Source organism: Natrinema salaciae (assembly GCF_900110865.1).
Taxonomy (GTDB): domain Archaea; phylum Halobacteriota; class Halobacteria; order Halobacteriales; family Natrialbaceae; genus Natrinema; species Natrinema salaciae.
This window is the reverse complement of the sequence record NZ_FOFD01000005.1, coordinates 195,141-221,011: the sequence shown is the minus strand read 5'-3', so window position 1 is coordinate 221,011 and position 25,871 is coordinate 195,141. Positions and strand designations below refer to the sequence as shown.

The 25,871-nt window shown below is 65.3% G+C and carries 16 protein-coding genes and 2 pseudogenes; 12 read left to right on the top strand and 6 right to left on the bottom strand.

What is annotated here, in order from left to right:
* Window positions 1-27: 27 nt before the first annotated feature.
* Window positions 28-960, top strand: a complete 933-nt coding sequence (locus BMX07_RS17730; protein WP_090620708.1) for a dihydrodipicolinate synthase family protein — start codon at window positions 28-30, stop codon at window positions 958-960.
* A 59-nt stretch (window positions 961-1,019) separates the two neighbouring features.
* Here the strand turns inward: BMX07_RS17730 and BMX07_RS17725 are convergent, their stop codons facing one another.
* Window positions 1,020-2,261, bottom strand: coding sequence for a mandelate racemase/muconate lactonizing enzyme family protein (locus BMX07_RS17725; RefSeq protein WP_090620439.1), 1,242 nt, complete (start codon window positions 2,259-2,261; stop codon window positions 1,020-1,022).
* A 785-nt stretch (window positions 2,262-3,046) separates the two neighbouring features.
* On the opposite strand from BMX07_RS17725, the gene BMX07_RS17720 reads away from it, so the two are divergent.
* From BMX07_RS17720 to BMX07_RS17710, 3 genes are all read left to right on the top strand, one after another.
* A complete protein-coding gene (locus BMX07_RS17720; RefSeq protein WP_090620437.1) occupies window positions 3,047-3,982 on the top strand; it encodes a dihydrodipicolinate synthase family protein in 936 nt (311 codons plus the stop codon).
* A gap of 165 nt (window positions 3,983-4,147) precedes the next feature.
* A complete protein-coding gene (locus BMX07_RS17715; protein WP_090620706.1) occupies window positions 4,148-4,876 on the top strand; it encodes a ThuA domain-containing protein in 729 nt (242 codons plus the stop codon).
* Between the two features lie 296 nt (window positions 4,877-5,172).
* Window positions 5,173-6,900, top strand: coding sequence for an RICIN domain-containing protein (locus tag BMX07_RS17710; RefSeq protein ID WP_090620435.1), 1,728 nt, complete (start codon window positions 5,173-5,175; stop codon window positions 6,898-6,900).
* Between the two features lie 209 nt (window positions 6,901-7,109).
* On the opposite strand, the gene dgoD is transcribed toward BMX07_RS17710, so the two are convergent.
* Window positions 7,110-8,285: a galactonate dehydratase gene (gene dgoD, locus BMX07_RS17705; RefSeq protein WP_090620433.1), complete on the bottom strand. Its 1,176-nt coding sequence runs from the start codon at window positions 8,283-8,285 to the stop codon at window positions 7,110-7,112.
* 844 nt (window positions 8,286-9,129) lie between these two features.
* On the opposite strand from dgoD, the gene BMX07_RS17700 reads away from it, so the two are divergent.
* Window positions 9,130-12,912, top strand: coding sequence for a fibronectin type III domain-containing protein (locus tag BMX07_RS17700; RefSeq protein WP_394328398.1), 3,783 nt, complete (start codon window positions 9,130-9,132; stop codon window positions 12,910-12,912).
* 164 nt (window positions 12,913-13,076) lie between these two features.
* Window positions 13,077-14,063, top strand: a complete 987-nt coding sequence (locus BMX07_RS17695; RefSeq protein WP_090620430.1) for an LLM class flavin-dependent oxidoreductase — start codon at window positions 13,077-13,079, stop codon at window positions 14,061-14,063.
* Window positions 14,064-14,111: 48 nt separating this feature from the next.
* Here the strand turns inward: BMX07_RS17695 and BMX07_RS17690 are convergent, their stop codons facing one another.
* Window positions 14,112-14,876 (bottom strand): SDR family NAD(P)-dependent oxidoreductase, encoded by a 765-nt coding sequence (locus BMX07_RS17690; protein WP_090620428.1) that lies wholly within the window; start codon window positions 14,874-14,876, stop codon window positions 14,112-14,114.
* 258 nt (window positions 14,877-15,134) lie between these two features.
* Between BMX07_RS17690 and BMX07_RS17685 the strand changes: the two genes are divergently transcribed.
* From BMX07_RS17685 to BMX07_RS17665, 5 genes are all read left to right on the top strand, one after another.
* The gene (locus BMX07_RS17685; RefSeq protein WP_090620426.1) at window positions 15,135-16,949 is read left to right on the top strand and encodes an ABC transporter substrate-binding protein; all 1,815 of its coding nucleotides are present in this window, start codon (window positions 15,135-15,137) and stop codon (window positions 16,947-16,949) included.
* An 82-nt stretch (window positions 16,950-17,031) separates the two neighbouring features.
* Window positions 17,032-17,226, top strand: a complete 195-nt coding sequence (locus BMX07_RS17680; RefSeq protein WP_090620424.1) for a hypothetical protein — start codon at window positions 17,032-17,034, stop codon at window positions 17,224-17,226.
* A 175-nt stretch (window positions 17,227-17,401) separates the two neighbouring features.
* Window positions 17,402-18,394, top strand: a complete 993-nt coding sequence (locus tag BMX07_RS17675) for an ABC transporter permease (RefSeq protein ID WP_175480188.1) — start codon at window positions 17,402-17,404, stop codon at window positions 18,392-18,394.
* Window positions 18,391-19,509, top strand: a complete 1,119-nt coding sequence (locus BMX07_RS17670) for an ABC transporter permease (protein WP_090620420.1) — start codon at window positions 18,391-18,393, stop codon at window positions 19,507-19,509. Before BMX07_RS17675 ends, BMX07_RS17670 begins: the two co-directional genes overlap by 4 nt.
* A 2-nt stretch (window positions 19,510-19,511) precedes the next feature.
* Window positions 19,512-21,707, top strand: coding sequence for an ABC transporter ATP-binding protein (locus BMX07_RS17665; RefSeq protein ID WP_090620418.1), 2,196 nt, complete (start codon window positions 19,512-19,514; stop codon window positions 21,705-21,707).
* Window positions 21,708-21,779: 72 nt separating this feature from the next.
* Here BMX07_RS17665 and BMX07_RS17660 read toward each other — a convergent pair.
* The 3 genes and pseudogenes from BMX07_RS17660 to BMX07_RS17655 all read right to left on the bottom strand — a co-directional run.
* A pseudogene (locus BMX07_RS17660) lies at window positions 21,780-22,844 on the bottom strand (UxaA family hydrolase); the annotation flags it as partial.
* A gap of 69 nt (window positions 22,845-22,913) precedes the next feature.
* A pseudogene (locus tag BMX07_RS25795) lies at window positions 22,914-23,222 on the bottom strand (UxaA family hydrolase); the annotation flags it as partial.
* Complete coding sequence (locus BMX07_RS17655) at window positions 23,219-24,406, bottom strand: UxaA family hydrolase (protein ID WP_090620414.1); 1,188 nt, start codon at window positions 24,404-24,406, stop codon at window positions 23,219-23,221. The pseudogene BMX07_RS25795 and the gene BMX07_RS17655, both read right to left, overlap by 4 nt.
* A 197-nt stretch (window positions 24,407-24,603) precedes the next feature.
* Between BMX07_RS17655 and BMX07_RS17650 the strand changes: the two genes are divergently transcribed.
* Window positions 24,604-25,542 (top strand): dihydrodipicolinate synthase family protein, encoded by a 939-nt coding sequence (locus BMX07_RS17650; RefSeq protein WP_090620702.1) that lies wholly within the window; start codon window positions 24,604-24,606, stop codon window positions 25,540-25,542.
* The last annotated feature ends 329 nt before the right edge of the window (window positions 25,543-25,871 follow it).

Genomic DNA, 25,871 nt, shown 5'->3' with positions numbered 1-25,871 from the left:
GCAGTTCGTCGTAGTATGGGCCACGACATGGCTCGAGCCACCCTCAGAGAGAGCTTTCGGGACGTCGCGTTCACGACCGCCGTCCCGTTCAGCGACGACGGATGCGACGTGTTGGTCGACGAACTCGCCGACAACCTCGCGAGGCAGTACGACGCCGGCGCTCGCCTGTTCATCGCCTGTGGCAACACCGGCGAGTACTACGCGCTCACCGACGAGGAGCGAACCCGGATCGTTCGGACCCACGTCGAGGCGACCGGCGACGGCGCGACGATCGCCGGCGGTGTCGGCGGCAGCCTCGAGGAGGTCAGGCGGCTCGCCGACGCCTACGCGGACGCCGGTGCGGACGCCGTCATGGTGATGCACCCCGACCACACCTACGCCCACGAGGACGGACTGCGTAGCTACTATCACCGGATCTGCGACGCGACCGACCTCGGCGTGGTCGTCTACAAGCGCGGCCCCGAGATCACCCGGGACGTGATCTGCGAACTGAGCGAGCGCGAGAATGTCGTCGCCGTGAAGTTCGCGGTCGACGACATCGCGGAATTCTCCCAGACCGTCGCGGACGCGCCCGGCGACGTAACCTGGGTCAACGGGATCGCCGAGCGGTACGCCCTCGCGTTCGCTCTCGAGGGCGCGGCGGGGTACACCACCGGCCTCGGCAACTTCGCGCCGGCGGCGACGTTGGCACTGTTCGACGCCGTCGAGAACGAGGACTGGGAGCGGGCCCGCTCGATCCAGCGGCTGCTCCGTCCGATCGAGGACCTCCGGGAGGAGTCCGGGACGGGGACGCTACCGGCCGCGAACAACGTCCCCGTCGTCAAGTACGGCATGGACCTCGCGGGGTACACGGGTGGCGCGGTCCGCGACCCGCTGGTCGACCTCGACGACGACGACGCGGCGCGTCTCGAGGAGTACTACGAGCGACTCCGGACGACGGCGCTGGGGAAAACGACCTGACTCGGCGACAGGAGACGGGCCGTTGCGAGCGAGCAAGCGAGCGGAACGTCTCGGATCGGCTACTCGTCGTAGTGAAACGCCGTCCACGGGCCGTCGACGAACGGGTAGTCCTCGCGAACGTCGAGGTCGATGTCGACGCCGAGCCCGGGCACGTCGGAGACGGTCATGTGTCCGTCGTCGATGGCCGGCTGTCCCTCGATGATCTCGAAGGCGAGATCGAAGGGATACATGCCGGGATCGGTCTCCGCGTCGGGGAGCGCCGGATCGTCTTCGAAGACGGGGTACTCGAGCAGACTGACGTCCGGTGCCGCGGCGACGAGATGGGCGTTGGCCTGTAGCCCAACCCACGTGCCGAAGTTGTGCGGGACGAACTCGACGTCTCGGCCGTCACAGAACTCGATCGCGTCCCGACAGCCGGTAAAGCCCTCGTGGTGCCGGACATCCCCCTGCAGGAAGTCGACCGCGCCCGTCTCGGCCAACTCGACCAGCCCGGCCGGCGACGATTCGCTCTCTCCGCCGGCCAACGGAGCACCGGACTCGGCCAGCTCGGCGTACCCCGCGTAGTCGTCGGGGGCGACCGGTTCCTCGATCCAGTAGACGCCCCGTTCGGCCGCGTGGTCGACCAGGTCGGAGACGGTATCGCGACCGTAGGAATCGCGGAGTTTCCACCACGTGTGAACGTCGAGCATGATCTCGATGTCGTCGGCCGCGTCGGTGAGCAGGTCGACAGTCCGGCGGTCGCCGTCGGGACCGATCCCGGGCCGGTACTTGTAGCCGAAAAAGCCCTGTTCCTCGAGGACGGCGGCCTGCTCGACGTAGCCCGCCGGCTCCATGTACATCCCGGCGCTGGCGTACAGCGGCAGTTCGGTCGTCGGCTCGGTTCCGTACTCGTCGGCCAACAGCTCGTAGATTGGCGCACCGAGTTCCTTCCCCCGGAGATCGTACAGCGCGACGTCGACGGCCGAGATCGCTTCCGTCCGGAGGTGGGCGGGAAGGGGCAGTTGGGCGATCAATTCGTGAGCGTCGGCGATTTCGTCGATCGATTCGCCCTCGAGGGCATCGGCGACGGAGTCGTCGACGACGTCGGCGAACGTCCCCTGCGAGTCGCCCTCGAAGTACTCGCGCATCGCGGAGCTGCTGGCGCCCGCCGTCGCGAATCCGCGACGACCGTCGCGGGTTTCCACGACGACGAGCACGACGTCTCGCTTGTGGAGCCGTCGCACGCCGCCGAAAAACGCGCGGTTCTGAACCGGATCGATCGGTGAGGACAGAGCGTACCCGCTCACATCGGCGATATCCATACCCGGCCTATTTTCGGCCGGACGTATAAACTATCCGAGTGACAGACACGAAAGCCGTCGCCCGCGGGCGACGGACCCGGTTCCGGCGCTCAGACGCTCGAGCGAGCGGGTCCAGGTATCGACACCGCTGCCGGAACTCGTCGCGAGGTGGTGATCGCTCGACGGACGCCGCCGAGGAATTCGGTATCAGTACGACGAGAGGAACTATTTGTTCCCGTTACGGGAACGTCGAGGGAGTCGGGAAGGGGTCGTCGAGACGGCTGAATCCCGTTCGGATTGACGGCAACTCCGTCGATCGAACCGTCGAGACCGCTCTGGCTGGCGGGATTGCCGGTAACCATGGCGTTCGCGAAGGCCGAATGGAATATCGGCAGTCGTCCGCAACGGCCCTCGTCTCTCCGATCGGGCAGACACGCTACCCGGAACGAGGCCGTTTTGCAGTCGACGACGGCGTACCGGGGACCGATTCAGTGCCCGCACAAAACCGCCGTACTCGAGATTTGACTCTCGCGAATCGGCCGGTACCGGGCCCCACGAGCCGTTTCAGGCCACCTTTCGTCGATACTACCGTCTGCGTTTCGAGCGGCCGATCCGCGGTATTAACTCACACACCCCTATTTGACATCCATACTACTGTAATATGGGTTGCGCCCATCTGCATGTGATATTCCCGTCTGGGGAACGAGTGTGGCACGAGCAGGTGGGGACGTCGATCCGTGAGACGCGGCTCGGTACCGTGACGAACCGAACGTTTTTACTGGACGATCGTCTCTTTTCAGTCGGACATGCTGAAAGACGAGTTTCGCGACCTCAAGGAACGGATTTCCGGAGGGATCATCCCCGCGACGGCGAACCCGTGGACGCCCGACTACGAACTGGCCACCGACGACCTTCGCCGACACGTCGACGAGCTGGTTTCCGTCGACGGCATCGACGCCGTGATCGCCAACGCTCACACCGGCGAGACGAAGATGCAGGACGAGGAGACCTACCGTACGGTCGTCGAGACCCACGTCGAGGCGGCCGGCGACACTCCCGTATTCGCCGGCGTCTACGGCGAGAGCTCCATCGAGGCAGCCAAGCTAGCCGAGACCGCGAAAGCGGCCGGTGCGGACGGCGTCATGCTGCTGCCGCTGGACGTCTACTCCCATCGGATACCCCAGGAGGCGATCAACCACTTCGAGTACGTCGGCGAAACCGTCGACGTACCGCTGATCAACTTCCAGTTCCCGACGTGGGGGAGTCCCGGGCTGCCGATCAGCGCCCACGTCGAGATCTGCAAGCTGCCACACGTCATCGCGTTCAAGGAGGCTTCCTTCGATCCCATCCGCTACGACCGGACGATCCGTGCGGTCGATCACCTTCGAGATCAGTGCACGATCATGACCGGGAACGACACGTTCCTTCTACACGCCTACCAGCTCGGGGCGGAGACCGGCCTCATCGGCTACGCGAACCTCGTGCCGGACCTCCACGTCGAGAAGATCCGCGCAGTCCACACCGACGACATGGAGCGCGCCCGCGAAATCCGCGAGCAGTTGCTGCCGCTGACCAACCACATCTTCGGCGAGCCCGAAGGGCGCTATCGAGCCCGCACGAAAGCCGCGCTCAAGATGCAAGGCGTCTTCGAGCACGACACCGTCCTGCCGCCACAGGAGCAGATCGATCACGAGGAACGCGAGGAGCTCCGCCGGATACTCGAGGACCTCGATCGACTGTAACCGCCGCCTCATCGTGTCGTCTCAGCCGCGGCCGACAGCCCGACTGGAGCCGCCGCTTCGAGGGTGGGGACGGACGGGAGTGTGCAGGCGAGTCGTCTCGAGTACCGGCACCCGGCACTCTCGCGGACGGAGGACTTATGTCGACCCACCGGAAACGAGCCGGACATGACAGTAGCGGTCACAGTCTGGAACGAAAATGTTCACGAACGAGAACAGCCGGCGGTCGCCGAACGGTATCCCGACGGGATCCACGGGGCGATCGCGGACGCGGTCGCCGGCGACGGACGGACGGTCAGAACGGCGACGCTGCAGGAGCCGGAACACGGGCTGACCGAGGCAGTTCTCACGGACACCGACGTCCTTCTGTGGTGGTCCCACTGTGCGAACGACGAGGTGAGCGACGAGGTGGCAGACCGGGTCGTCGATCGCGTTCACGAAGGGATGGGGTTCGTGCCGATCCACTCCGGGAAGAACTCGAAGCCGTTCAAACGCCTGATGGGGACGACGTGTAACATCAAGTACCGCCACGGCGGCGAGACCGAACGGATCTGGGTCGCCGACCCCGGCCATCCGATCGCCGACGGCCTCGAGGAGTCGTTCGACGTTCCCTCGACGGAGATGTACGGCGAGCCCTACGCGATCCCGGAACCCGACCGAACCGTGTTCATCTCGTGGTTCGAGGGCGGCGAGGTGTTCCGCTCGGGCCTCTGTTATCGCCGCGGTCGCGGGCGGATCTTCGCGTTCCGGCCCGGCCACGAGGAGTACCCCATCTTCTTCCAGGACGAGATCCGACGGGTGCTGGACAACGCCGTCGACTGGGCCGCACCCACCGAGGGTTCGCAGGCAGTCTACACGGACGTCGAGCCAATCGAACCGCTCGAGGACGACCACTGAATCGACGACCGCCGTCGAGCGAACGCTCGTCGATTCCCTCGTCTCCACTGCCGCCGTGAGGACGGGCCGACGGTGAAAGCCGGCGGGCAACAGACCGATCTCGAGAACGGGTGCCGAGAGCCGACCCGGCCGGTAGCTGCGGCGGTCGTAGTGTCGGCCTGATAGATGGTTGCCGCGCATATTGAAATCGGAGAATATATTGAAATTGTAAATTTTATATACGCATATTTTACCATATTTATCATGGTATAAAGTTTTAATATGAATGAAGCAATAGTCGTTGGTGGTGTTTGGCTATGACACACTCACGAAGAGCATACTTGAAGAAAGCGATCGGATCGACAGGAATTGCCCTCGGTGCGCTCGGCGGTGCGGCTGGATCGGCGGCGGCCGACGCCGCCGGCGTCGAGGACGGCGCAATCTACCGCATCACGCCGGTCCACAGCGGGAAGGCACTGGATCTGGCGGCCAAATCCACCGAAAACGGCGCGAACGTCCAGCAGTACTCCTGGAACGGCGGCGACAACCAGCGCTGGCGGTTCGAACACCTCTCGGGGAACGTCTATCGAATCGTCAACGTCCACAGCGGCAAGGTACTGGACATCGAGGGGACCGGTAACGGGAACGGCACCTCGTGCATCCAGTACGGATGGGCCAACGTCGACTGGCAGCGCTGGGAGGTCACCCAGGATAGCAACGGCCAGTACAGCATCACAAACGTCCACACCGGGAAGGTCGTGGACGTCGAAGGTAAGTCGACCGACGACGGTGCCGACGTCCTCACCTGGGAGGACAACGGCGGCGACAACCAGCGCTTCGACCTCGAGAAGCTCTCGGGCGACGGCGGCGACGGCGGCGGCGATGGCGGTGACGGCGGTAACAGCGGCACCACGTCGGAGTTCGGTCTCGACGACGGCTTCGCCGACACCTCGTGGTTCGACGACAGCGTCCAGGTCATCAAAGTGACCGAACCGACCCGCAGCGCCGTCGAGGACGCTTTCCAGACCAGCGGTCCACGGCTGGTGGTCTTCGAGACCAGCGGCACGATCGATCTCGGCGGGGAGACGCTACAGATTACGGAGGACAACTGCTGGGTGGCGGGCCAGACCGCGCCGTCGCCCGGTATTACCTTCATCAAGGGCATGGTCCAGATCGACGCGAACGACTGCGTCGTCCAGCACATTCGCTCGCGGATCGGGCCCGGCTCTGACGGGGACATTCAGGGCAACGACTCGCTGAACACGGCCGACGACACGACGAACAACGTCGTCGACCACGTCACTGCCTCGTGGGGAGTCGACGAGTGTCTCTCGGTGGGATACGACACGAACGACACCACCGTCACCAACTGCCTCGTCTACGAGGGGCTGTACGATCCCTACGGCGACGGCTCCGACCACAACTACGGTTCGCTGATCGGCGACGGCGCCGAGAACGTCACGCTGGCAGGCAACGTCTGGGGGAAGATTCGAGCACGCGTCCCCCGATTGAAAGGCGGCACGCGTAGCGTCGTCGCCAACAACGTGATGTACTTCTTCAACGAGGCGACCGCCATGGACGGGGACTCGGACGCCTCGATCGTCGGCAACCTCTACATCCCACAGGACGTCGAAGACACGCCGATCGAGGGCGGCAACGCCTTCCTCGAGGACAACGTCACGGACCCCAGTTCGACGCCGCTGACCGGCGGGACCAGCGAACTGTCGAGTCGGCCGCTCTGGCCGAGCGGACTCGAAACGATGGACGCCGGAAGCGTGGAAAGCCACAACCTCGCCTACGCCGGGGCGCGACCGGCGGACCGGACCGACAACGACTCGAGAATCGTCAGCGAGATCGAAGGCAGAGACGGTGACGCGTACCTCGATTCGCCGTACGACTACTGGATCGCCGATCACAACGACGTCGGCGGCTACCCGAGCCTGCCGGAGAACACCCACTCGCTGAGCCCGCCGAGCAGCGGCCTGCGCGACTGGGTCGAGCAGTGGGCGCTGGCCGTCGAGGACCCGAACGCCAGCTCGCCGTAACCGACGATCCCGCCCGGTGTCCCGTCGGCAGGGCTCGGTAGCAGTCCGGCAACGGCTACCCGTTCGAGTGGGCGCGCTCCTCGTCGCGCCCCGCGTTCACTCACGGCCCGTCAAGGGAAACTGAGGATACGGGCGGGAACCCGACCACGCACGAGGTTCCGGCTCCGGTTCGACGGGCGGGCTGGAGAAACAGCTCGTCGCCGCGCCGGTCAGCGCTCGCCGACGCTCCCGTCGGCGCGGTGGCCCGGCGAACGGTCGAATCCAAGCGCCGTTCCCGCGAGTTCGCGAACGCGGTCCGCATCGATCTCGACCCCGATCCCGGGGCCGTCGGGCAGCTCGAGAGCGCCGTCGGTCGGCTCGAAGAGCTCGTCGTTCTCGACGTATCGCATCGCGTCGCCGTCGCCGACGACAACCTGCTCCTGGATCAGGGCGTTCGGCGCAACCGCGTCGACGTGCAGCGAGGCAGCCAGCGCTAGCGGACCGATGGGGCAGTGCGGGGCGATCGCGACGTCGTACGTCTCGGCCATGTCGGCGATTTTTTTCGTTTCGGTGATCCCGCCGGCGCTCGAGACGTCCGGCTGGACGACGTCGACCGCGTTCGCCTCGAGAAGCGGGCGGAACTCGTCCCTCGCGTAGAGCCGTTCGCCCGTCGCGATCGGGATCGACGTCGCCTCGGCGATCCGCGGGAGCGCGTGGTCGTGTTCCGGCGTCACGGGCTCCTCGACGAACATCGGCTGAAATTCTTCGAGCGCGGCCGCCAGTCGGCGAGCCATCGCCTTCGAGGTGCGCCCGTGGAAGTCCAGCGCGACGTCGACGTCGGGGCCGACGGCGTCGCGAACGGCACCGACGATCTCGCGTGCGCGTTCGACGGCCGCCGGCGTATCGATGAGCTCGAGTCCGGCCGTCGGGATCAGTTTGACGGCGGTGTATCCCGCCTCGACGTGCTCTCGGGCCTCCGTCGCCGCCGCAGCGGCGGGATCGGCGACGTCGTCGCCACTGTGTGCCCTGACGTGCTGGTAGAGCCGGACACGGTCGCGCGCGGCCCCGCCCAGCAGGTCGTAGACCGGCATGCCGGCCGCCTTCCCCTTCAGATCCCACAGCGCCTCGTCGATGCCCGCGATCGCGCTCATGTGGACCGGACCGCCCCGATAGAAGCTGCTGCGGTACATCGCCTGCCAGAGGTACTCGATGCGACTCGGGTCCTCGCCGAGAACGTACTGGTGCAGCAGCTGGTCGACCGCGTTACGGGTTGCCGGTTCGCTATCGCCCGCGAAGTGCCACTTGGTGTAGACTTCGCCCCAGCCGACGCGGCCGTCGCTCGTCTCGAGTTTGAGGAACTGCCACCGCGGCGGCACCGCGTAGAGGTCGTAGCTCGTGATTCGCATTCACTCGGTGTGTGCACAGTCGACTATTCAACGTTACGACGATACGATCGGAACGAGATGAACGCAGCCAACGGCGGCTATCGACACCTGCCTGCGTTCACGATCAGCGCCGCGTACAGTGTGCGATCGATCGAGTGTGCCGCGTCGTTCGCCGCTCGCAGCAGTGTCCTATCAACATAGCCGTTAGTGGTTATTAGTTAACATAAATAGAGCTAAGATAAATTTATTTACTGACGGGTAAATAGTAAGATGTCGTGGATGATGACGAGACGAGATGGCTGCGAATCGACTCGGGCGATCGGTGCGGCGGATCGCGATTCACCGATCGCGGGGCCGGGCGCGGCCACTGTAGCGGCAGCACCGATTTCTCTCGACAGCGGCGACGCGACCGACCATCCCGATTCCCACGGCCGCTGTTGCGATACGGCGGTCGTCAGCGACGGAACGGTCGAGACCTGGGCCTCGAGTGCACCGACGAGGCCATCGCGATCGGCAGTCGCTCGCCGACGAGGCAGGGATGATCCGGACGATACCGACTCACCACACCGCTTTCCGGCGGTGCGCTGCCAACGGCGATCGAATTCGGTTTCCTCCCTCGGACGGCAGGGCCATAGGACCGAGAGCGCAGCAGGTGGCCAGCGAAGTCGGCCGTCGACGACTCGTCTGACGATCCGCGAAGCAAGACACTACTATGACACGAGAACACAATAGCCGATCCGAACAGCGTCCATCGATCGACGAGGACGAACACGAGCACAGCACCGTAGACGCGAACTTGCATCGACGCTCGTTCGTGAAAGCCGCCGGTGCCGGGGCAATCCTCGGCGGATTCGGCGGCTCGGCGATGACCGGAACGGTCGGTGCGGCCTCGAGCGCGCACTTCGGCCTGGACGACGGCTTCGCCGACACGTCCTGGCTCGAGGAAGAAGACGTGCAGGTCCTCACCGTCACGGAGCCGACGCGCGAGGCGCTCGAGGAGGCGTTCCACGCCAGCGGCCCGCGCGTGGTCGTCTTCGAGACCAGCGGCACGATCGACCTCGGCGGCGAGACGCTACAGATTACGGAGGACAACTGCTGGGTGGCGGGCCAGACCGCGCCCTCGCCCGGGATCACCTTCACCAGGGGGATGGTCCAGGTCGATGCTAGCAACTGCGTCGTCCAGCACATCCGGTCGCGGATCGGGCCGGGTTCGGACGGCAACATTCAGGGCAACGACGCGTTCAATACGGCAGACGAGACGACGAACAACGTCGTCGACCACGTCACGGCCTCGTGGGGGACCGACGAGTGTATGTCCGTCGGCTACGACACCGACCGCACGACGTACGCCAACTGTCTCATCTACGAGGGGCTGTACGATCCCTACGGCGACGGCTCCGACCACAACTACTGTACGCTGGTCGGTGACGGCGCGGACCGCGTCGCGCTGCTCGGAAACATTTGGTCGAAGGCCCGAAACCGCATCCCGCGGCTCAAAAGCGACACGCGCAGCGTCGTCGTCAACAACTTCACGTACTTCTTCGACGAGGCGTCGAACACCGACAGCTCCGCGGTGACGGCGTGGGTCGGCAACAAGTACACGGGTACCGCGGCGACGGGCGAGCAAATCGTCGAGGGGAGCGGGACGGTCTACGGCGAAGACAACGTCACGGCGGACCCAGCGCTCGATTCCGACGTCGACTTCGTCGAACCGAGCACCGTCGGCTCGCCGCCGCTGTGGCCCGACGGCCTCGAGCCGATGCCGTCCTCGGAGGTCGAGTCCCACAACCTGACCAACGCGGGTGCGCGGCCGGCCGACCGGACCGAACACGACCGGCGAATCGTCCAGGAGATCGAGGATCGAGCCGGCAACGACCGGCTCGATTCGCCGTACGACTACTGGGTCCCGAATCCCGATGCGGTCGGCGGCTACCCTGAACTCCCCGAGAACACCCACTCGCTGAGCCCGCCGAGCAGCGGCCTGCGCGAGTGGCTGATGGAGTGGGCGGCGCAAGTCGAGGCCGGGGACGGAAACGTCGATCCCGGCGACGGCACCGAGGACGACACGACGGCGCCATCGCCGCCATCGAACGTCCAGTCGCCCGACCAGACGGCCTCGAGCGTGGACCTTGACTGGGACGGGGCCAGCGACTCGGGCGGCTCCGGACTCTCACATTACGTCGTCTCCGTCGACGACCGCAGCCAGCAGGTCCCCGCCGACACCACGTCCGCGACGGTCTCGGATCTCGAACCGGAGACGACCTACGACGTCGCCGTTCGCGCGGTCGACGAGGCGGGCAACGAGTCCGACGCCGCAACGACGACCGTGACGACCGACGAGGAGGATTCGACCGACGGCGGAACCAGGGGATCGCACTTCGCGCCGGAGGACGGGTTCGCCGACACGGACTGGTTCGACGACGACGTCGAGGTCATCACGATCTCGGATCTGGCCTACGAACCCATCCAACAGGCGTTCGAGACGGCGGGCCCGCGCCTGATCGTCTTCGAGGAGAGCGGGGTGCTCGACCTCGACAGCCAGACGCTCGAGATCTCGGAACCGAACTGCTGGGTTGCGGGCCAGACTGCGCCCTCGCCCGGCGTCACGTTCATCGACGGCTTCGTTCAGATCGATGCCGACAACGTCGTCATGGAGCACGTTCGCTGTCTCCGGGGCGATCAGAGCGGTGGCGAAGGGACGGACCCGATGAACAGCTCCGACGGCACCGAAAACGTCATTTTCAACCACTGTACGGCGTTCTGGGGCCGCGACGAGAACCTCTCGGTCGGCTACGACTCGACCGATACAACCCTCGCGAACTGTATGATCGCGGAGGGCCTCGAGGACCCCGAGGAGAACTCCAACGGGACGCTCGTCGGCGACGGCGCGAAGAACGTCGCCATCCTGGGGACAGTCTACGCGAAGAACAACGATCGTAACCCGCGGCTGAAGCCGGATACCGAGACCGTCGTCGTCAACGGCCTGAACTTCTATCACGACAAGGCCATCTGGATCTCCGAGGGCGCGGAGGCGGCCGTCGTCGGCAACGCCTACATCCACCGCTTCAGCTTCCGCGACCCGATCGTCTTCGGCGACGGCAGCGTCCACATGGACGACAACTACGTCGCCGATCCGCCCCTGAACGGGCGGCCGTTCTCGGACGTCGGTACGGAACTGGACTCGCCGCCCCTGTGGCCGAGCGGGCTGGAGGCCTTGCCTGCGAGCCAGACCGAAGCCCACAATCTGGCCAACGCGGGCGCCCGTCCCGCCGAGCGGATCGATCAGGAGGCGAAGATCGTCCAGCAGATCGAGGATCGCTGGGGGAGTCTGGACGTCGATCCCAACCGGGACAACGCCGGATTCTCCGACATTCCCGACAGCGCGGCGGAAGCCGGCGGCTACCCCGACCACGGCGGCACGACGCGCACCCTCGACGTGCCGGACAGCGGCCTGCGCCAGTGGCTCGACGAGATGGCGGCCCAGGTCGAACCCGATTACGACACCGGGCAGAGCGACACGGAAGCGCCGACGACGCCGTCCGGACTCACCGTCACGGACAGTACCCTCTCCTCGATCGAAATCGACTGGGAGGCATCCACCGACGCGGGCGGCTCCGGGATCTGGCGGTACAACGTCCTCGTGGACGGGCAGCAGCGGACGTCCGTCAAGCCGGACGCGACGTCGACGCGTCTCGGCGGCCTCGAGAGCGGCGTCGACTACGAGATCGGCGTCAGGGCGATCGACGCCGCGGGCAACGAGTCCGAGACGGCGACGGTCACCGCGTCGACCGAGAGCGCCGACGAGGATCGGACCGGCGGCGCCGGCCCCATCACGGTCGAGGGCGGCGGCGAGGACATCTGGAACGCGTCCGACGAGTTCCATTACTACTACGGCGCCACGACCGGCGACTTCGACGTCGCCGTCCGCGTCGACGCGCTCGAGAACACCGACGCGTACGCCAAGGCGGGGCTGATGGTTCGCGAGTCGCTCGACGCCGACGCCGCGAACCTGATGATCCGGCGACGGCCGGACTCGACATCCGTCCAGTGGCGTCCCACCACGGGCGCGGAGTCGACGAGTCTCACCTCCGACGCCGGCGAGAGCGAGAGCGAAGTCGACGGTGGGACGACCGACCACGCCTGGCAGCGACTCGTCCGCGAGGGCGACACGCTCCGGGCGTACGGCTCGGACAACGGCCAGAACTGGACCCTCCTCGCGTCGGTGTCGCTGTCGCTCGCCACGAACGTCCACGTCGGCCTCGCCGTCACGAGCCACGCGTCCGGCACGCTGACGACCGCCGAGTTCGATAGCTGGTCCGGTCTGACACTGACCGACAACCAGGACGTCGGCGACGTCGATGTGTCCGGGAGCGTCACGGGCGAGGCACCGGCCGGCGACGACAGCACCGGCGACGACGGCACCAGCGACGACGCGATCGCGGTCGGCCAGTACGAGGCCCAGGACACGACGGGCGACGGGCTGTACAACGACATCGATGGGGACGGCAAGACCACTCACAGCGACGTCAACGCTCTCTTCGACAACCTCGAGTCCGAGGGCGTGCAGGACAATCCCGAGCGGTTCGACTTCGATGAGAACGATCGGGTCGGGTTCACGGACGTCCTCGAGCTGCTCCGGCGGATCTGACGGCCGCACCGGCTGACGCGCTGCAACGGGTTCGACCGCTCGAGCCCGCTGCGGCCGGTTTCGGTTCCGAAGCGACCCGGTCCAGCGACCCCGAGACGCGTCCCGTCGCCGGAACTAACGCAAAAACGTAAGTAGTAGCGGAGTTGACGTTCGGTCCGTAGCGCATGAAATTCGGAATCTTCCCCATCGAGGGCGGTAGTCGATGGACCGGTGTCGTCGAGCAGTGTCAACTGGCCGAGGAGGTCGGGTTCGAATCCTGCTGGGTCAACGACCACCAGGCGACCGAGGGCGACAACTACTGGCCGTCGCCGCTGACCCGCCTGACCAGTATCGGAACCGCGACGGAGGAGCTCGAGCTCGTCACGTCGGTGTTGATCTTGCCGTTGTACCATCCGCTGCACGTCGCACAGCGTGCGGCGATGCTCGACAACATCTCCGACGGCCGGCTCACGCTCGGCGTCGGACTCGGATACGTCGAGGAGGAGTTCGACGCCTTCGACGTACCGATGGACGAGCGCGCAGGGCGCATGATCGAGGGGCTGCGCTTCCTCGACGAGTTCCTCTCCGCGGACGAGCCGATTTCCTTCGAGTGTCCGTTCTTCGAAGTCACGGAGTGGCAGCCGCTCCCGTCGACGGTCCAGGAACCACGTCCCGATCTCTGGGTCGGCGGCTGGGGCGACAAACAGATCGCCCGGTCGGTCACGTTCAGCGACGCCTGGGTCCCCGGCGTGGTCGCGGACTTGCAGGCCGTCGAGGACCGCAAGGAGAAACAGCGCGACCACATCGAGGACAGCGAACAGAACTGGGACGAGATCGAACACCCCCTGATGCGCGAGGCAGTCATCGCCGAGACCGAGGCGGAAGTGATGGAGCGCAAGGAGTATCTCCACCGCACCTACGTCGACGAGTACGGCGGCGAGTTCTCACACCCGCTGATGACCGCCGACACCGTCGAGAACTTCGAGGAGCTCGCCGACGACCGGTTCATCTACGGCACGCCCGAGCAGATCGTCGAGCAGATCGAGTCGATTCGCGACCGCTTCCCACTCGACCACCTCACGCTCCGGTTTCACCACTCCGGAATGCCGAAGGACCTCGTCGAAGCGCAAATCCGCCTGTTCGGCGAGGAAGTCATCCCCGCCTTCGAGTAATCCGTCTCGAGTCGACCCCACCCTCGAGCGGAGACCGGGCCGAGTGGCTCACGTCTCCGGTCCCCACGCGTTGGCGAGCCACCCACCGTCGGCGCGAAGGACCGCTCCCGTGACATAGTGATCGCCACTCGCGAGGAAGCACACGCAGTTCGCGATTTCCTCCATCGTGCCGAACCGACCGAGCGGCGTCCGCCGTCGCACGTCGTCGTCGGTGTAGCCGGCGGCGTCCTGCGTCTGATCGGTGATATCCGTTCGGACGAACCCCGGAGCCAGCGCGTTCACGTGAATATCGTGCTCCGCTAACTCGGTCGCGAAGACTCGAGTCAGGTTGTTCACGCCGGCTTTCGAGGCGCAGTACGGTGCGCGCTGTGCGAACCCCTGTTCGCCGATCATGCTGCTGATGGTGACTATCTGGCCGCCCGTCCCCTGCTCGACCAGCTGCTGACCCGCGGCTTGCATCCCGAAAAACACGCCGGTCAGGTTGACGTCGATCACGCGCCGCCAATCGTCGGGATCCATCTCGAGAGCCGGATCGACGACGGTGTGACCGGCGTTGTTCACCATGACGTCGAGCGAGCCGAACGCCTCGACGGCCCCGTCGACGAGGGCCTGAACGTCGTCACGGTCGCGTACGTCCGCCCCGATTCCGATCGCCGTACCGCCCGCGTCGGTGAGCTCCTCGGCGGCGGCCTCGGCCCGAGCGGCGTCCCGGGAGTTCGTGACGACGTTCGCACCCTCCGAAGCGAAGCGCGTCGCGATTGCGTTGCCGATTCCCGTACTCGAGCCAGTGACGATGACAGTGGTATCGTCCATCCGTTAGCGTAGCGTTGGGGAAAGACCGCTATAACGTTTCGGCACGCTGTCGAGTGCGACACGAGGCCCACGGATCGGCCGCGACCCGCGACCCGCGACCCATCCACGACAGTTCCGGCAGTACCAACGAGACGGATGCTCGAGCCCGCATGCGGTTACAGCGGAGTCCACCGGCGGGACCCGAGCCGCAATCGTCCTCGATCCATCACGTCCTGATGGATAGTTAACTATATATGGGATCTTCTAACACTAGTGAGTATGCCAGAGGGTAACAACTGGCGGTGCAGCAGACATAGTCGTCGAGATATTATCAAATACGGCGCAGCGGGCGGCACTGCGTTGGTCGCGGGATGTCTCGGTGGCAGCAGTAGCACGGATCGGTTTCGAGTATTCGACGCGGAGACGAGCGGAACGCTTCCATCCCAGCGTCACTGCAACCCGTTCAATCCGACCCAGCGAGGGACGTGGCATCCGGGGGCGCTGATCTTCGATCGACCCGTCATGTACAGTCCAGCGGAGGACTCGGTCTATCCCCTGATCGCGACCGATTGGGAGATGGCCGACGACACTACCCTGGAGATGACGTTCAGCGACGAGTGGACCTGGCACAACGGGGATCAACTCGTCGCCGACGACTGGGTCATGCAACTGCAGATGGCCCTGGAAATCCTGGAGTACCAGGCCGAGGACGGGGCACGACCCCACCAGTTTATCGAGTCCGCCGAGGCCCCCGACGAACAGACGGCACGGATCTCCCTCCACGACCCGCTCTCGGAGACGGTGGCGGTCCAGAACGTCGCCGCCGACCTCGTGGGCGACGAGAGCCGTGGAATCTTCACCAAACACGACGACGATCAGTGGAGTGACTGGCACCAGCGGCTCCGGGACGCCGACGACTCCGAGATGGAGTCCATCCTCAGCGAGCTAACGACGGAGGGGTATCCGATGCTCGAGGACGCGGTCGGGAACGGTCCGTTCCAGGTCGCCGACATCGGGGACAACGTCATGATCTGTGAGAAGTACGAGGACCACCCGAACGCCGACAACATCAACTTCAGCGAGTACTCGTTCCACCTTTACCAGAACAACAACCCGACCCAGCCCTACGTCAACGGCGAGGTCGACGCCGCACACACCCAGTTCCCCGTGAAGGACGACGTCAAGAGCCAGCTCCCCGACGGGCACACGCTCATCAAGGAGAGCTTCTCGACCAACAAGCTGCTCACGTTCAACTGCGGCCACGACGTCTCCTACGACACGCCCTTCTCGAGCGTGAACGTCCGCAAGGCGGTCTGTCACGTCTTCGACCGCCAGGAGGTCACCCGGGTCCTCGAGGGCGTCAACCGGCTGTTCGACTGGCCGCCGTGTCGCGTCCCGGGGAACGTCCTGGAGAGCGGTACCCACGACGCCGCGGACTGGGTCGAAGACTTCACCAAGTACGGCCAGAATGACACCGAGCGTGCCACCGAACTCCTCGAGGAAGAGGGCTACACGCGAGAGGACGGCGAGTGGTACACGCCGAGCGGCGACCGCTTCGAGATCAATATCATGAACGGCTCCGAGCGGAAGGACTTGAATATTCTCAAGAAGAACCTCAAGGACTTCGGCATCGAGCCGAAACAGGAGCAGGTCGACGACGCGACGTTCGACGAGCGCCGACAGAACGGCGAGTACGACATGATGCCCGACGGCTCGTCCGCCAACGGTATCCGCGCGCTGTGGGCGCTGGACCTCGTGCCGAACTGGGTCCAGTCGATCACGCACTTCGACCCCCAGGCAGAGATTCCGATGCCCGTCGGCGACCCCGACGGATCCAACGGCACGAAGACCTTCAGCGTCGAAGAACACATCCGACAGTGGCAGGTCACCGACGAGGACCAGTACCACAAGGAACTCATGTGGTGGTGGAACCAGAACGTCCCGCAGATGGAAGCGATGTTCCAGCCCGACGCCGGCGCCTACAACGCCGATAGCTGGGAACTCGACGCGCCGGACGGTATCATCGACGGGACCGAGGACGCGCTGTACCTCATCCCGAAGACGGACGAAGCGAGTATGGAGTACAAGGGCTAACGACCGTTCCAGCGCCGACCGCAACAGTCGACACGCCGTCCCACAGATCAAGATTTAAGAGCGTCTCGGAGAACTAGTTCGCATGGGATTCCTTCGGTCCGTTTCGCGAGTCGTTCTCGGCGTTAATGTCCTGTTCCTGCTACTGCTCGGATTTTCCTTTCTCTTTCTCGAACCGGGGACGGGGGCGTACGTCGTCGCAGTACTCACGCTCATCCCCGTCGTGCTCTCGCTGGTCGCGAGTGTCGCGGTGATCTACACCGGCTGGGACCCGTTTTGACCGATCGGGTGCCGTTCGATCCCACTTGACGTGCAAAATATCAGAGTATATAGAGTTCTGGCGGGGAGATGGACGGTGGTGGGATGAGACTAACGGACAGCTCGACGGTCACCATCTTTCGGCGATGTGGGGGAAACCTTGATAATGAACCCGTCTGAATAAATACGCATCCACTATGGTAACAATAGACTGGCGTATCAGGAGGCTCGGGCAAGCGGTATTCACAGTGTGGGCTGTTCTCACACTCTCGTTCGCACTGGTACGGATGATGCCCGGGAACATGATGGGTGCCATGATCACCCGACTGGCCCGAAAGGGGATCAATCCGTCGCGGGCCCGCGAACTCATCGAACTCCGAATGACGATCGATCCGGACGAACCGATTCCGATCGCCTACGTCAACTACGTCTCGAACACGCTACAGGGTGATCTCGGACAGTCCGTCTACTACGGCGAGCCGGTCGCCGATCTCATCGCGCAGGCGACGCCGTGGACCCTGTTCGTGCTGAGCTGGGCGGTCTTCATCAGCTTCTTTATCGGCATCAGCATCGGCGCACTGATGGCCTACTGGGAAGGCGGGAAGCTAGACGTCGGTCTGACGTCGTACGCCGTCCTGATGGGGTCGATTCCGTTCTACGTGCTCGCGATCCTCCTGTTGATCTTCCTGTCGTACCGACTGGGCTGGTTCCCAACCGGCGGTCGCCAGCCGATCGGTGTCGAACCGGGATTCAATCTGGTGTACATCAGCGGTATCGTCCGCCACGCGATGTTACCAGTCCTCTCCATGCTCGTCGCCTCCGGCGTCGCCTCGCTGGGGATGCGCGGAAACAGTATCCGCGTTCTCGGTGAGGACTACCTCCGCGTCGCCCGTCTCCGCGGTCTCTCGGACATCACGATCTCGACCCAGTACGTCGCCCGCAACGCCGTGTTGCCGATGTACACGACGTTGCTGATCAGCATCGGCGAGATGTTCGGCGGCTCGATCGTCCTGGAGCGGGTGTTCCAGTACCACGGGCTCGGCTGGTACATGCTGTCCGCCACACACCAGCGCGACTACCCGCTCATGATGGGCGGATTCATGGTCATCACGGTCGCGATGGTCATCTCGCTGCTGCTGGCCGACCTGACCTACGGATACGTCGACCCGCGAGCACGGAGGTCACGATGAGCCGGCATCCCGAGGACCCGACGGACGACGCCGACGAACGGCTGGATCTCGAGAGCGCGATCGGCGGTGCCGACACGAACGCCGGCGAGCGGGTCGAAACCGACGGCGGCGCCGTCGGCACGCCCTTCGAGGTCGTCTCCGAGTACGAGGAGACGCGACGGGACCGCTATCGCAAGCTGTACGACGCGTACGTCTACGCACCGATCTCGATCATCTGGCGCGACTGGCGCGCTCGAATCGGCTTCACGATCGTCGTGCTGTACGTGCTGATGGGGACCGTCGGAACGATGGTCGTCGAACCGCCAACCATGGCCGAAGGGCAGGCGCTCGCCGCACCGTTCGAGACCATGGAGTACCCCCTCGGGACGGACGATCAGGGGCGTGACCTACTCTCGCAGGCGGTCCACTCGACGTCGGAGATCCTCAAGATGGTCCTCGCGGGTGCGGTGTTTACCGTCGGGACCGGGACGATTATCGGTTCCATCGCCGGCTACAAGGGCGGCATGACCGACACGGTCCTGAGTTCGATCACCGACGTGTTCATCAACATCCCCGGCTTCCCGCTCGTGATGGTGCTGGGTCTCATGTTCGAAGACCAGATTCTCGGCAGCCCGATCGCGATCGGCATATTGCTGAGCATCGCGTCGTGGGGCGGCCTCGCCCGGGCGATCAGATCGCAGATGCTCACGCTCCGGGAGGAGTCGTTCGTCGAGGCCTCGCAGGCGATGGGGCTCGGGACGCCGACGATCGTCTTCAAGGAAATCGTTCCGCACCTGATGCCGTTCGTGGTAATCAACCTCACGAACGCCGGTCGAAAGGTCATCTTCGAGGCGGTCGCCCTGTACTACCTCGGGATCCTCCCCTTCGAGGACCTGAACTGGGGGAGCATGCTGAACCTCGCCTACGGGGCGAACGCGCACGCCCGTCCCGACGCGCTCCACTGGTTCCTGGTCCCCATGTTGGCGATCGTGTTCCTCTCTGTCGGACTGACCCTGCTCGGGCAGTCCCTCGACCGGGTGTTCAACCCCCGCGTCCGGGCTCGACACGAGAAGACGACCGCCAACGCCGAGACTGAGGACGAACCACAGACGAACGACATGATGGGGGGTATCTGAAGATGACCGTATCCGAAACCGACTACGAACACGAACCGGCACGAGACGATTCGATACTCGAAATCCGAAACGCGTCCGTCACGTTCGACATGGACCGCGGCGAATCCCGCGTTCTCGACGACGTCGATCTGGACGTCCAGCGAAACGAAATCCTCGGCATCGTCGGGGAGAGCGGCAGCGGAAAATCCATGCTCGCGTCGGCGCTGCTCGACGCGATCGTCGACCCGGGCGTCCTCGACGGGGACATCACGTACCACCCCCCGGACGGCGGCCCGATCGACATCCTCGAGCTCGACAAGCAAGGGCTCAAGGAACTCCGCTGGGAGGAGATCTCCATGGTGTTCCAGGGGGCGATGAGTTCGTTCAACCCCGTCCGCAAGATCCGAACCCACTTCGTCGAGACGCTCGACGCACACGACGACGACATCGACGAGGGCATGGAGCGAACGCGGGGCATCCTCGAGGACCTGTATCTCGACCCCGACCGCGTCCTCGACGCCTACCCCCACGAGCTTTCGGGGGGGATGAAACAGCGCGCGCTCATCGCGCTAAGCCTGGTGCTCGAGCCGGAAGTGCTGGTGATGGACGAGCCGACGGCCGCGCTGGACCTCCTGATGCAGCGGTCGATCATCTCGCTGATCCAGGAGATCAAAGACGAGTACGATCTGACGATCGTCTTCATTACCCACGACCTGCCGCTGGTCGCTGACATCGCCGACCGCATCGGGGTGCTCTACGCCTTCGAGTTCGTCGAACTCGGTCCGACCAACGAGATCCTCGAGAACGCCGCGCATCCGTACACCCGGCTGTTACTGAAATCGACGCCGAACCTCGAAGCACCGATCGAGACGATGCAGCCGGTCGCGGGATCGGCCCCGGACCCGGTGAACGTCCCGACGGGCTGTTCGTTCCACACGCGGTGTCCACTCGCCACCGAGAAGTGTCGCGACGTCGATCCCGATCCGTACGAGGTCGGCGGGAGCCACGTCTCTCACTGCCATCACTGGGCGGACGCGCGCGAGGAGATCCCGATGTCGTACGACCTCGAGTCCATCGATACCGGTTCCGAGACGGCGACGATCGGCCCGGGAGAGACGCCATCGCGGACCGCGTCGGCCGAACCGGTCGTCTCGCTCGACGACGTCGAGGTCCACTTCGAGAAGGAGAACGGCTTCCTCGACATGTTCGCCGAGCCCGAAACCGTCGCGGCCGTCGACGGCGTCTCGATGGAGATCTACGAGACGGACGTCGTCGTCCTCGTCGGCGAGTCCGGCTGTGGCAAGACGACGCTCGGCAAGACGGCGGTCGGACTACAGGAGCCGACCGGCGGGAGCGTCAACTACCGCGGCCACGACATCTGGGACGTCAAGGCGGGCAACGGCGACGGCGACTGCTCGTGGGACGAGATCCGGCGGTCGCTCCAGATCGTCCACCAGGACCCGGGCAGCGCCCTGAACCCCCACCGCCGCGTCAAATCGAGCCTCGAGGCGCCGCTCAAGCGCTGGAACGGTGAACTCGACGGGAACGACCGGAAACAGCGCATTCTGAGCCTGCTCGAGCACGTCGGGATGTCGCCGCCGGAGGACTACATCGAACGCTACCCCCACCAGCTCAGCGGGGGCGAGCAACAGCGCGTCGCGCTCATTCGGGCGATGCTGATGAACCCGGATCTGATCATGGCCGACGAGCCAGTCAGCGCGCTCGACGTGTCGCTGCGCGTCGAGATGATGGATCTCATGATCCAGTTGCAGGACACGTTTGACACGTCCTACCTGTTCGTCTCCCACGACCTCTCGAACGCCCGGTACATCGCCGAGAAGACCGGCGGACGGATCGGCGTCGTCTACCTCGGCCGCTTGGTCGAGATCGGACCGCCGGAACAGATCATCCACAACCCGCAACACCCCTACACGAAGGCGCTGTGCTGGGCGACGCCCGAGCTCGGTGCCGACGACGACGGGGAGTCCCCGATTCGCGAAATCGATATCCCGGACCCGACCGATCCGCCGAGCGGCTGTCGCTATCACACGCGCTGTGCCGACGCGCGGGAGATCTGTCGAACCCGGAGTCCGGAGTCGTTCGCCGTCCCCGACGACGAATTACACGATGCCGCGTGTTTCCGCGTCGACGGCAACCACGAGTACTGGGACAGCGAGTCGATTACTGACGGCGAATCGATCACGCCGGAAAGCGAGTAAGCCCCGGCTCTTCGGTGCATCGACTGTGGGAACCATCACACCGTCGCCGATCCCCTTTTGCGCCAGCCGCCGCTAGATCGACGGTCCGACGCGCGTAATCGCGAACGACGTCACGCCGTGACGCTCCGCACACGTCGGCTCGCCGTCCAGTACACTCCGTACCGTCTCGAGCAGTTCGTCGCACGTCGTCGCTCCGGCGAACGCGTCGATATCGTCGCGCAGTGCGTCATAGGTATCCCGGTCGCCGGTGATCTTGAGCACCGGGACGATCGGATGTCCGGCGGGAATTCCGTCGGCAGTGACGTGGATCACGACCTGTGCGCCGGCGGCGGCGAGCGCCGTGGCCGCTTCGTCGAACGCCGAGGGCGCGTCGACTAGCGCGACGCCGGTGTCGTGCGTGGGGCGTCGACCGTACTCGAGCACGTCTCGAACGGGGAGATCGCCCCACGATCGACTCACTTCGCTGACGGTGGCCTCCGCGGCGCGCAGCTGCGTTTCGGTCACGGCCGTCGGTGAATCTGTCGCGCGGTTCGCAACGGCATCCAGGCGGTCGCGCGCGTCACCCGTCGCGGCGCGCTCGCGGAGGGCGTCGGCGTGGGCGTCGATCCGCTCGTTGCCCGCGATCAGCGCGCGGCCGCCGGCGTCGACGATTCGCTCGACGACCCGCCCGACGAGCGGGTCGGCCGTCTCTAGCGTCGAGGGTCGGAGATCGCTACTGACGACGCCGATCGTCGCCGCGTCGAGCCCGACGGTCGTGCGCGTTGCATCCGTCCGCTCGAGCAGGTCCGTCGCGCGGTCGATCCCCACTCGGCGACATGCATCGGTCCCGCCCGCCCGCTGGATCTCGACCGCCGCGACCGGGACGCCCCTGTCGGCGATACTCTTCGCGAGCCCGTCGCTCTGGACCGTTTCGCAGCCCAGCCCGACGGCGAGCGCGCCGGCGACGTTCGGGTTCGTCGCGACGCCGACGAGCGTCCGCTCGGTCTGCTCGCTGTCGCTACCGAGCTGCCCACAGCCGTGATCGTGCGGTGTACTTACGGCAGCGGGAACCTCGCTCGCGATTCGATCGGCGACCGTGTGCGAGCAGATGACCGACGGCACTACCAGCACCCGATTCCGAGCGCCGACGCCGCCCCGCTCCCGTTCGAACGCCGCGAACGTGCCACTACTCGTGACGTCGGCGTCGCCGTCCCGGGTCACGCCGTCCTCCCCCAGGTCCCCGCGGCCGCGATTGCTCTCGCAGTTGTGCGTGTGGACCCACTCGCCGGGTTCGATCCGTTCGCTGGCGTGTCCGATGACCGCGCCGTACTTGTAGACCGGTTCGCCAGCTTCGATCGTCGTCACTGCGACTGTGTGCCCGAACTCGATCGATTCGGCGAGTGTGACCGCCGATCGGGCGCCCGGGAGGTCGTCGGACGTGATCGATCGACCGGTCTCGAGATCGGTGATCGCCGTCACCACGGTGTCCCCGTCGGCCAACAGGACCGCCGCGTCGTCGAGAACGACGCCCTTCACGACGGATCACCACACGACGCCAGCTCGCGAGGGAGGATCTCGTTGATTGCGAACTCCGCCATCCCCCGACGCTCCGCCTCGGTCCGAGTTCCATCGGCGACTGACAGCAGGGTCTCGTAGACGCGCTCACCGGCCGATTCGATCGACTCGCCGTCCAGCACCGTGCTGGCGTCGACGTCGATATTACTCGCCATGTTCGCCCACGTCCGCGGGTTGGCAGTAACTTTGAGTACCGGGGCGATCGGATTGCCGGTGGTGCTGCCGCGTCCGGTGGTGAACGCGATCACCTGCGCACCGCCGGCGACCTTGCCGACGACGCTCTCGACGTCGTATCCTGGCGTGTCCATGACCACCAGTCCGCCGCCCACGGGGAGGCGGTCGGCGTAGTCAACGACGTCGCGGATCGGTGCCGTGCCGGCCTTCGCGATCGCGCCCAGACTCTTTTCCTCGATGGTCGTCAGTCCGCCCTCCTGATTGCCCGGCGTCGGTTGAGTGCCCCTGAGATCGACACCCATCAGATCGGCGACGGCCTCGCGCCTATCGACGCGCTCTCGCAGTCGCTCGCGAACCGGCTCGTCGACACAGCGCTCGGCGAGGACGTGCTCGGCACCGATGAATTCCGGCGTCTCGCTGAGACAACTCGTGCCGCCCGCCGCGACCAAACGGTCGCTGGCGTCACCCACGGCGGGATTCGCCGCGATGCCGCTGGTCGCGTCGCTCCCACCGCACTCGACGCCGACGACGAGTTCGCTCACGTCGGCGGGTTCGCGGCGGGCTCGCGCCGCCTCCTCGAGGAGCGCGGTGGCTTCGTCGACGCCGCGACCGACTGCCGCCCTCGTCCCGCCGGCGTCGCGGATCGACAGCGTCTCGACCGGCGTCCCGCCGGCAGCGATGTCGTCCGCTACAGTACCCGCGTCGATCGGTTCGGTGCCGAGTTCGACCACGAGCGCGGCACCGACGTTCGGGTTCCGTCCGATTCCCGCGAGGACGCGTTCGGTTCGCTCGCGAGCCGCCTCGGGCTGGTCGGTTCCCATCTGGTGGGGCGTCGCCGTAACGCTCGACCCGGCATCGGTCGCGATCCGGTCGGAGACTGCACTCGCCGCGACGGACGTCGGCAGGACGGCGACCCGATTGCGGACGCCGATCCGCCCGTCGTCACGCCGGTATCCGGAAAACGTCTGCATACACACACACAGTCCACCGAAAGCGGTATGAGCCTTTTGCCGCGGTCGTTTCGACGAGTGGACCTCCTCGGGAGATGGAACGCGACGAATCGACGACGACCGTCGCCGCCGAGAACCCGACGACGGGAGCCGCGAGTTCCCGCGCAAGAACTGGACTGGGCGGTGGATTTTTATTCGATGCGATACATCGATTTACTATGTCATCGTCAGCCGAGCATGTACGGAGCCATCTCCGTGGCGTTGCCGTCGGGTTGTTGACGCCATTCGACGACGAACTCGAGATCGAACACGAAAAGATCACGGAAAACGCGCAGGAACTGTACGGCGCGGGAATCCGGACGTTTCTGGCGACAGCAAATATCAGCGAGTACCACTCCCTCTCCCGGAGCGAGCGCGTCGACGTGGCCGAGACGAGCGTGAACGCGCTCCCGTCGGACGCCTGCGTGCTCGCCGGCGTCGGCGGGAGCACCGGGGAGGCCCGGGAGTTGATCCGCTCGTACGACCGCATCGGCGTCGATGCGATGATGGTCATGCCACCCGACCACACGTATATGCACGAAGCGGGCCTGCTGGAGTACTATCGAAACCTCTCCTCGGGTACGGAGACGCCGCTCGTCCCGTACGTCCGCGGTTTCGATCCGTCCATCGACTACCTCGCGAGTCTCACCCGCGTCGACGGCATCGTCGGGATCAAGTACGCACTGAAGGACCCAGTCAAGCTCGGCGCAGGCGTGGCTGCCGGGGCCGACGACGTCGTCTGGATCGACGGGCTCGCGGAACCGTTCGCCGTCTCGTTCTGGGCGGAGGGCGTGGAGGGGTTCTCGGCGGGGGTCAGTAATTTCCGCCCCGAGATCGGACTCGAGCTGTTCGACGCGCTCTCAGACGGCGATTGGGAACGCGCCTGCCAACTCCGTAATATCTGTCTTCCCTACCAGCAGTTCCGGGACGAAACCGGGCAAGAAAACGAGATCCAGGGTGCGATTAGCGTCCCGGCGGTGAAGAAAGGGCTCGAACTTGCCGGACTCAACGGTGGTAGCGTTCGAGAACCGATTCGACCGCTCTCGTCCGAAGACGAGCGTCGAGCCGAGGAACTGTACAGTCAACTCGAAGACGACATCGAATCCCTCATCGAGTAACGGGCTCGCAGTCCGACCGACGGTACGGATCGGGGTCGCCTCGAGTAGCGCCGGTGTTCGGCGAACGCTGGTTCGGCCGGTTCCAGCGTGGCTGCTCGCAATGCTAGTGAATTTCTGGAACACGCAGTGGGAATCGATCCGTCGCCCACGATCGTCGGTCTCCGGTTCCGCTATCGGGAACGGTATCCGATGTACCGTTTTGCTTTCACCGCCCGAGTCGCCGCTCGCGATGGATCGATCTCGTCGTCTCCTTCGTAGCAGGACGGGAGATGGAGCGACGGCTGGGAAGAAAGCGCGTACAGACCGCCGTCGTGACGACCTCGGGATCC

Bases quoted from the DNA above. Each gene is read 5' to 3' on its own strand.
- BMX07_RS17650 (WP_090620702.1), top strand. From the start codon at position 24,604: ATGTCATCGTCAGCCGAGCATGTACGGAGCCATCTCCGTGGCGTTGCC.
- BMX07_RS17675 (WP_175480188.1), top strand. From the start codon at position 17,402: ATGGTAACAATAGACTGGCGTATCAGGAGGCTCGGGCAAGCGGTATTC.
- BMX07_RS17695 (WP_090620430.1), top strand. From the start codon at position 13,077: ATGAAATTCGGAATCTTCCCCATCGAGGGCGGTAGTCGATGGACCGGT.
- BMX07_RS17685 (WP_090620426.1), top strand. From the start codon at position 15,135: ATGCCAGAGGGTAACAACTGGCGGTGCAGCAGACATAGTCGTCGAGAT.
- BMX07_RS17715 (WP_090620706.1), top strand. From the start codon at position 4,148: ATGACAGTAGCGGTCACAGTCTGGAACGAAAATGTTCACGAACGAGAA.
- BMX07_RS17670 (WP_090620420.1), top strand. From the start codon at position 18,391: ATGAGCCGGCATCCCGAGGACCCGACGGACGACGCCGACGAACGGCTG.
- BMX07_RS17725 (WP_090620439.1), bottom strand. From the start codon at position 2,261: ATGGATATCGCCGATGTGAGCGGGTACGCTCTGTCCTCACCGATCGAT.
- BMX07_RS17720 (WP_090620437.1), top strand. From the start codon at position 3,047: ATGCTGAAAGACGAGTTTCGCGACCTCAAGGAACGGATTTCCGGAGGG.
- BMX07_RS17730 (WP_090620708.1), top strand. From the start codon at position 28: ATGGCTCGAGCCACCCTCAGAGAGAGCTTTCGGGACGTCGCGTTCACG.
- BMX07_RS17665 (WP_090620418.1), top strand. From the start codon at position 19,512: ATGACCGTATCCGAAACCGACTACGAACACGAACCGGCACGAGACGAT.
- BMX07_RS17655 (WP_090620414.1), bottom strand. From the start codon at position 24,406: ATGCAGACGTTTTCCGGATACCGGCGTGACGACGGGCGGATCGGCGTC.
- BMX07_RS17680 (WP_090620424.1), top strand. From the start codon at position 17,032: ATGGGATTCCTTCGGTCCGTTTCGCGAGTCGTTCTCGGCGTTAATGTC.
- BMX07_RS17700 (WP_394328398.1), top strand. From the start codon at position 9,130: ATGACCGGAACGGTCGGTGCGGCCTCGAGCGCGCACTTCGGCCTGGAC.
- BMX07_RS17690 (WP_090620428.1), bottom strand. From the start codon at position 14,876: ATGGACGATACCACTGTCATCGTCACTGGCTCGAGTACGGGAATCGGC.
- dgoD (WP_090620433.1), bottom strand. From the start codon at position 8,285: ATGCGAATCACGAGCTACGACCTCTACGCGGTGCCGCCGCGGTGGCAG.
- BMX07_RS17710 (WP_090620435.1), top strand. From the start codon at position 5,173: ATGACACACTCACGAAGAGCATACTTGAAGAAAGCGATCGGATCGACA.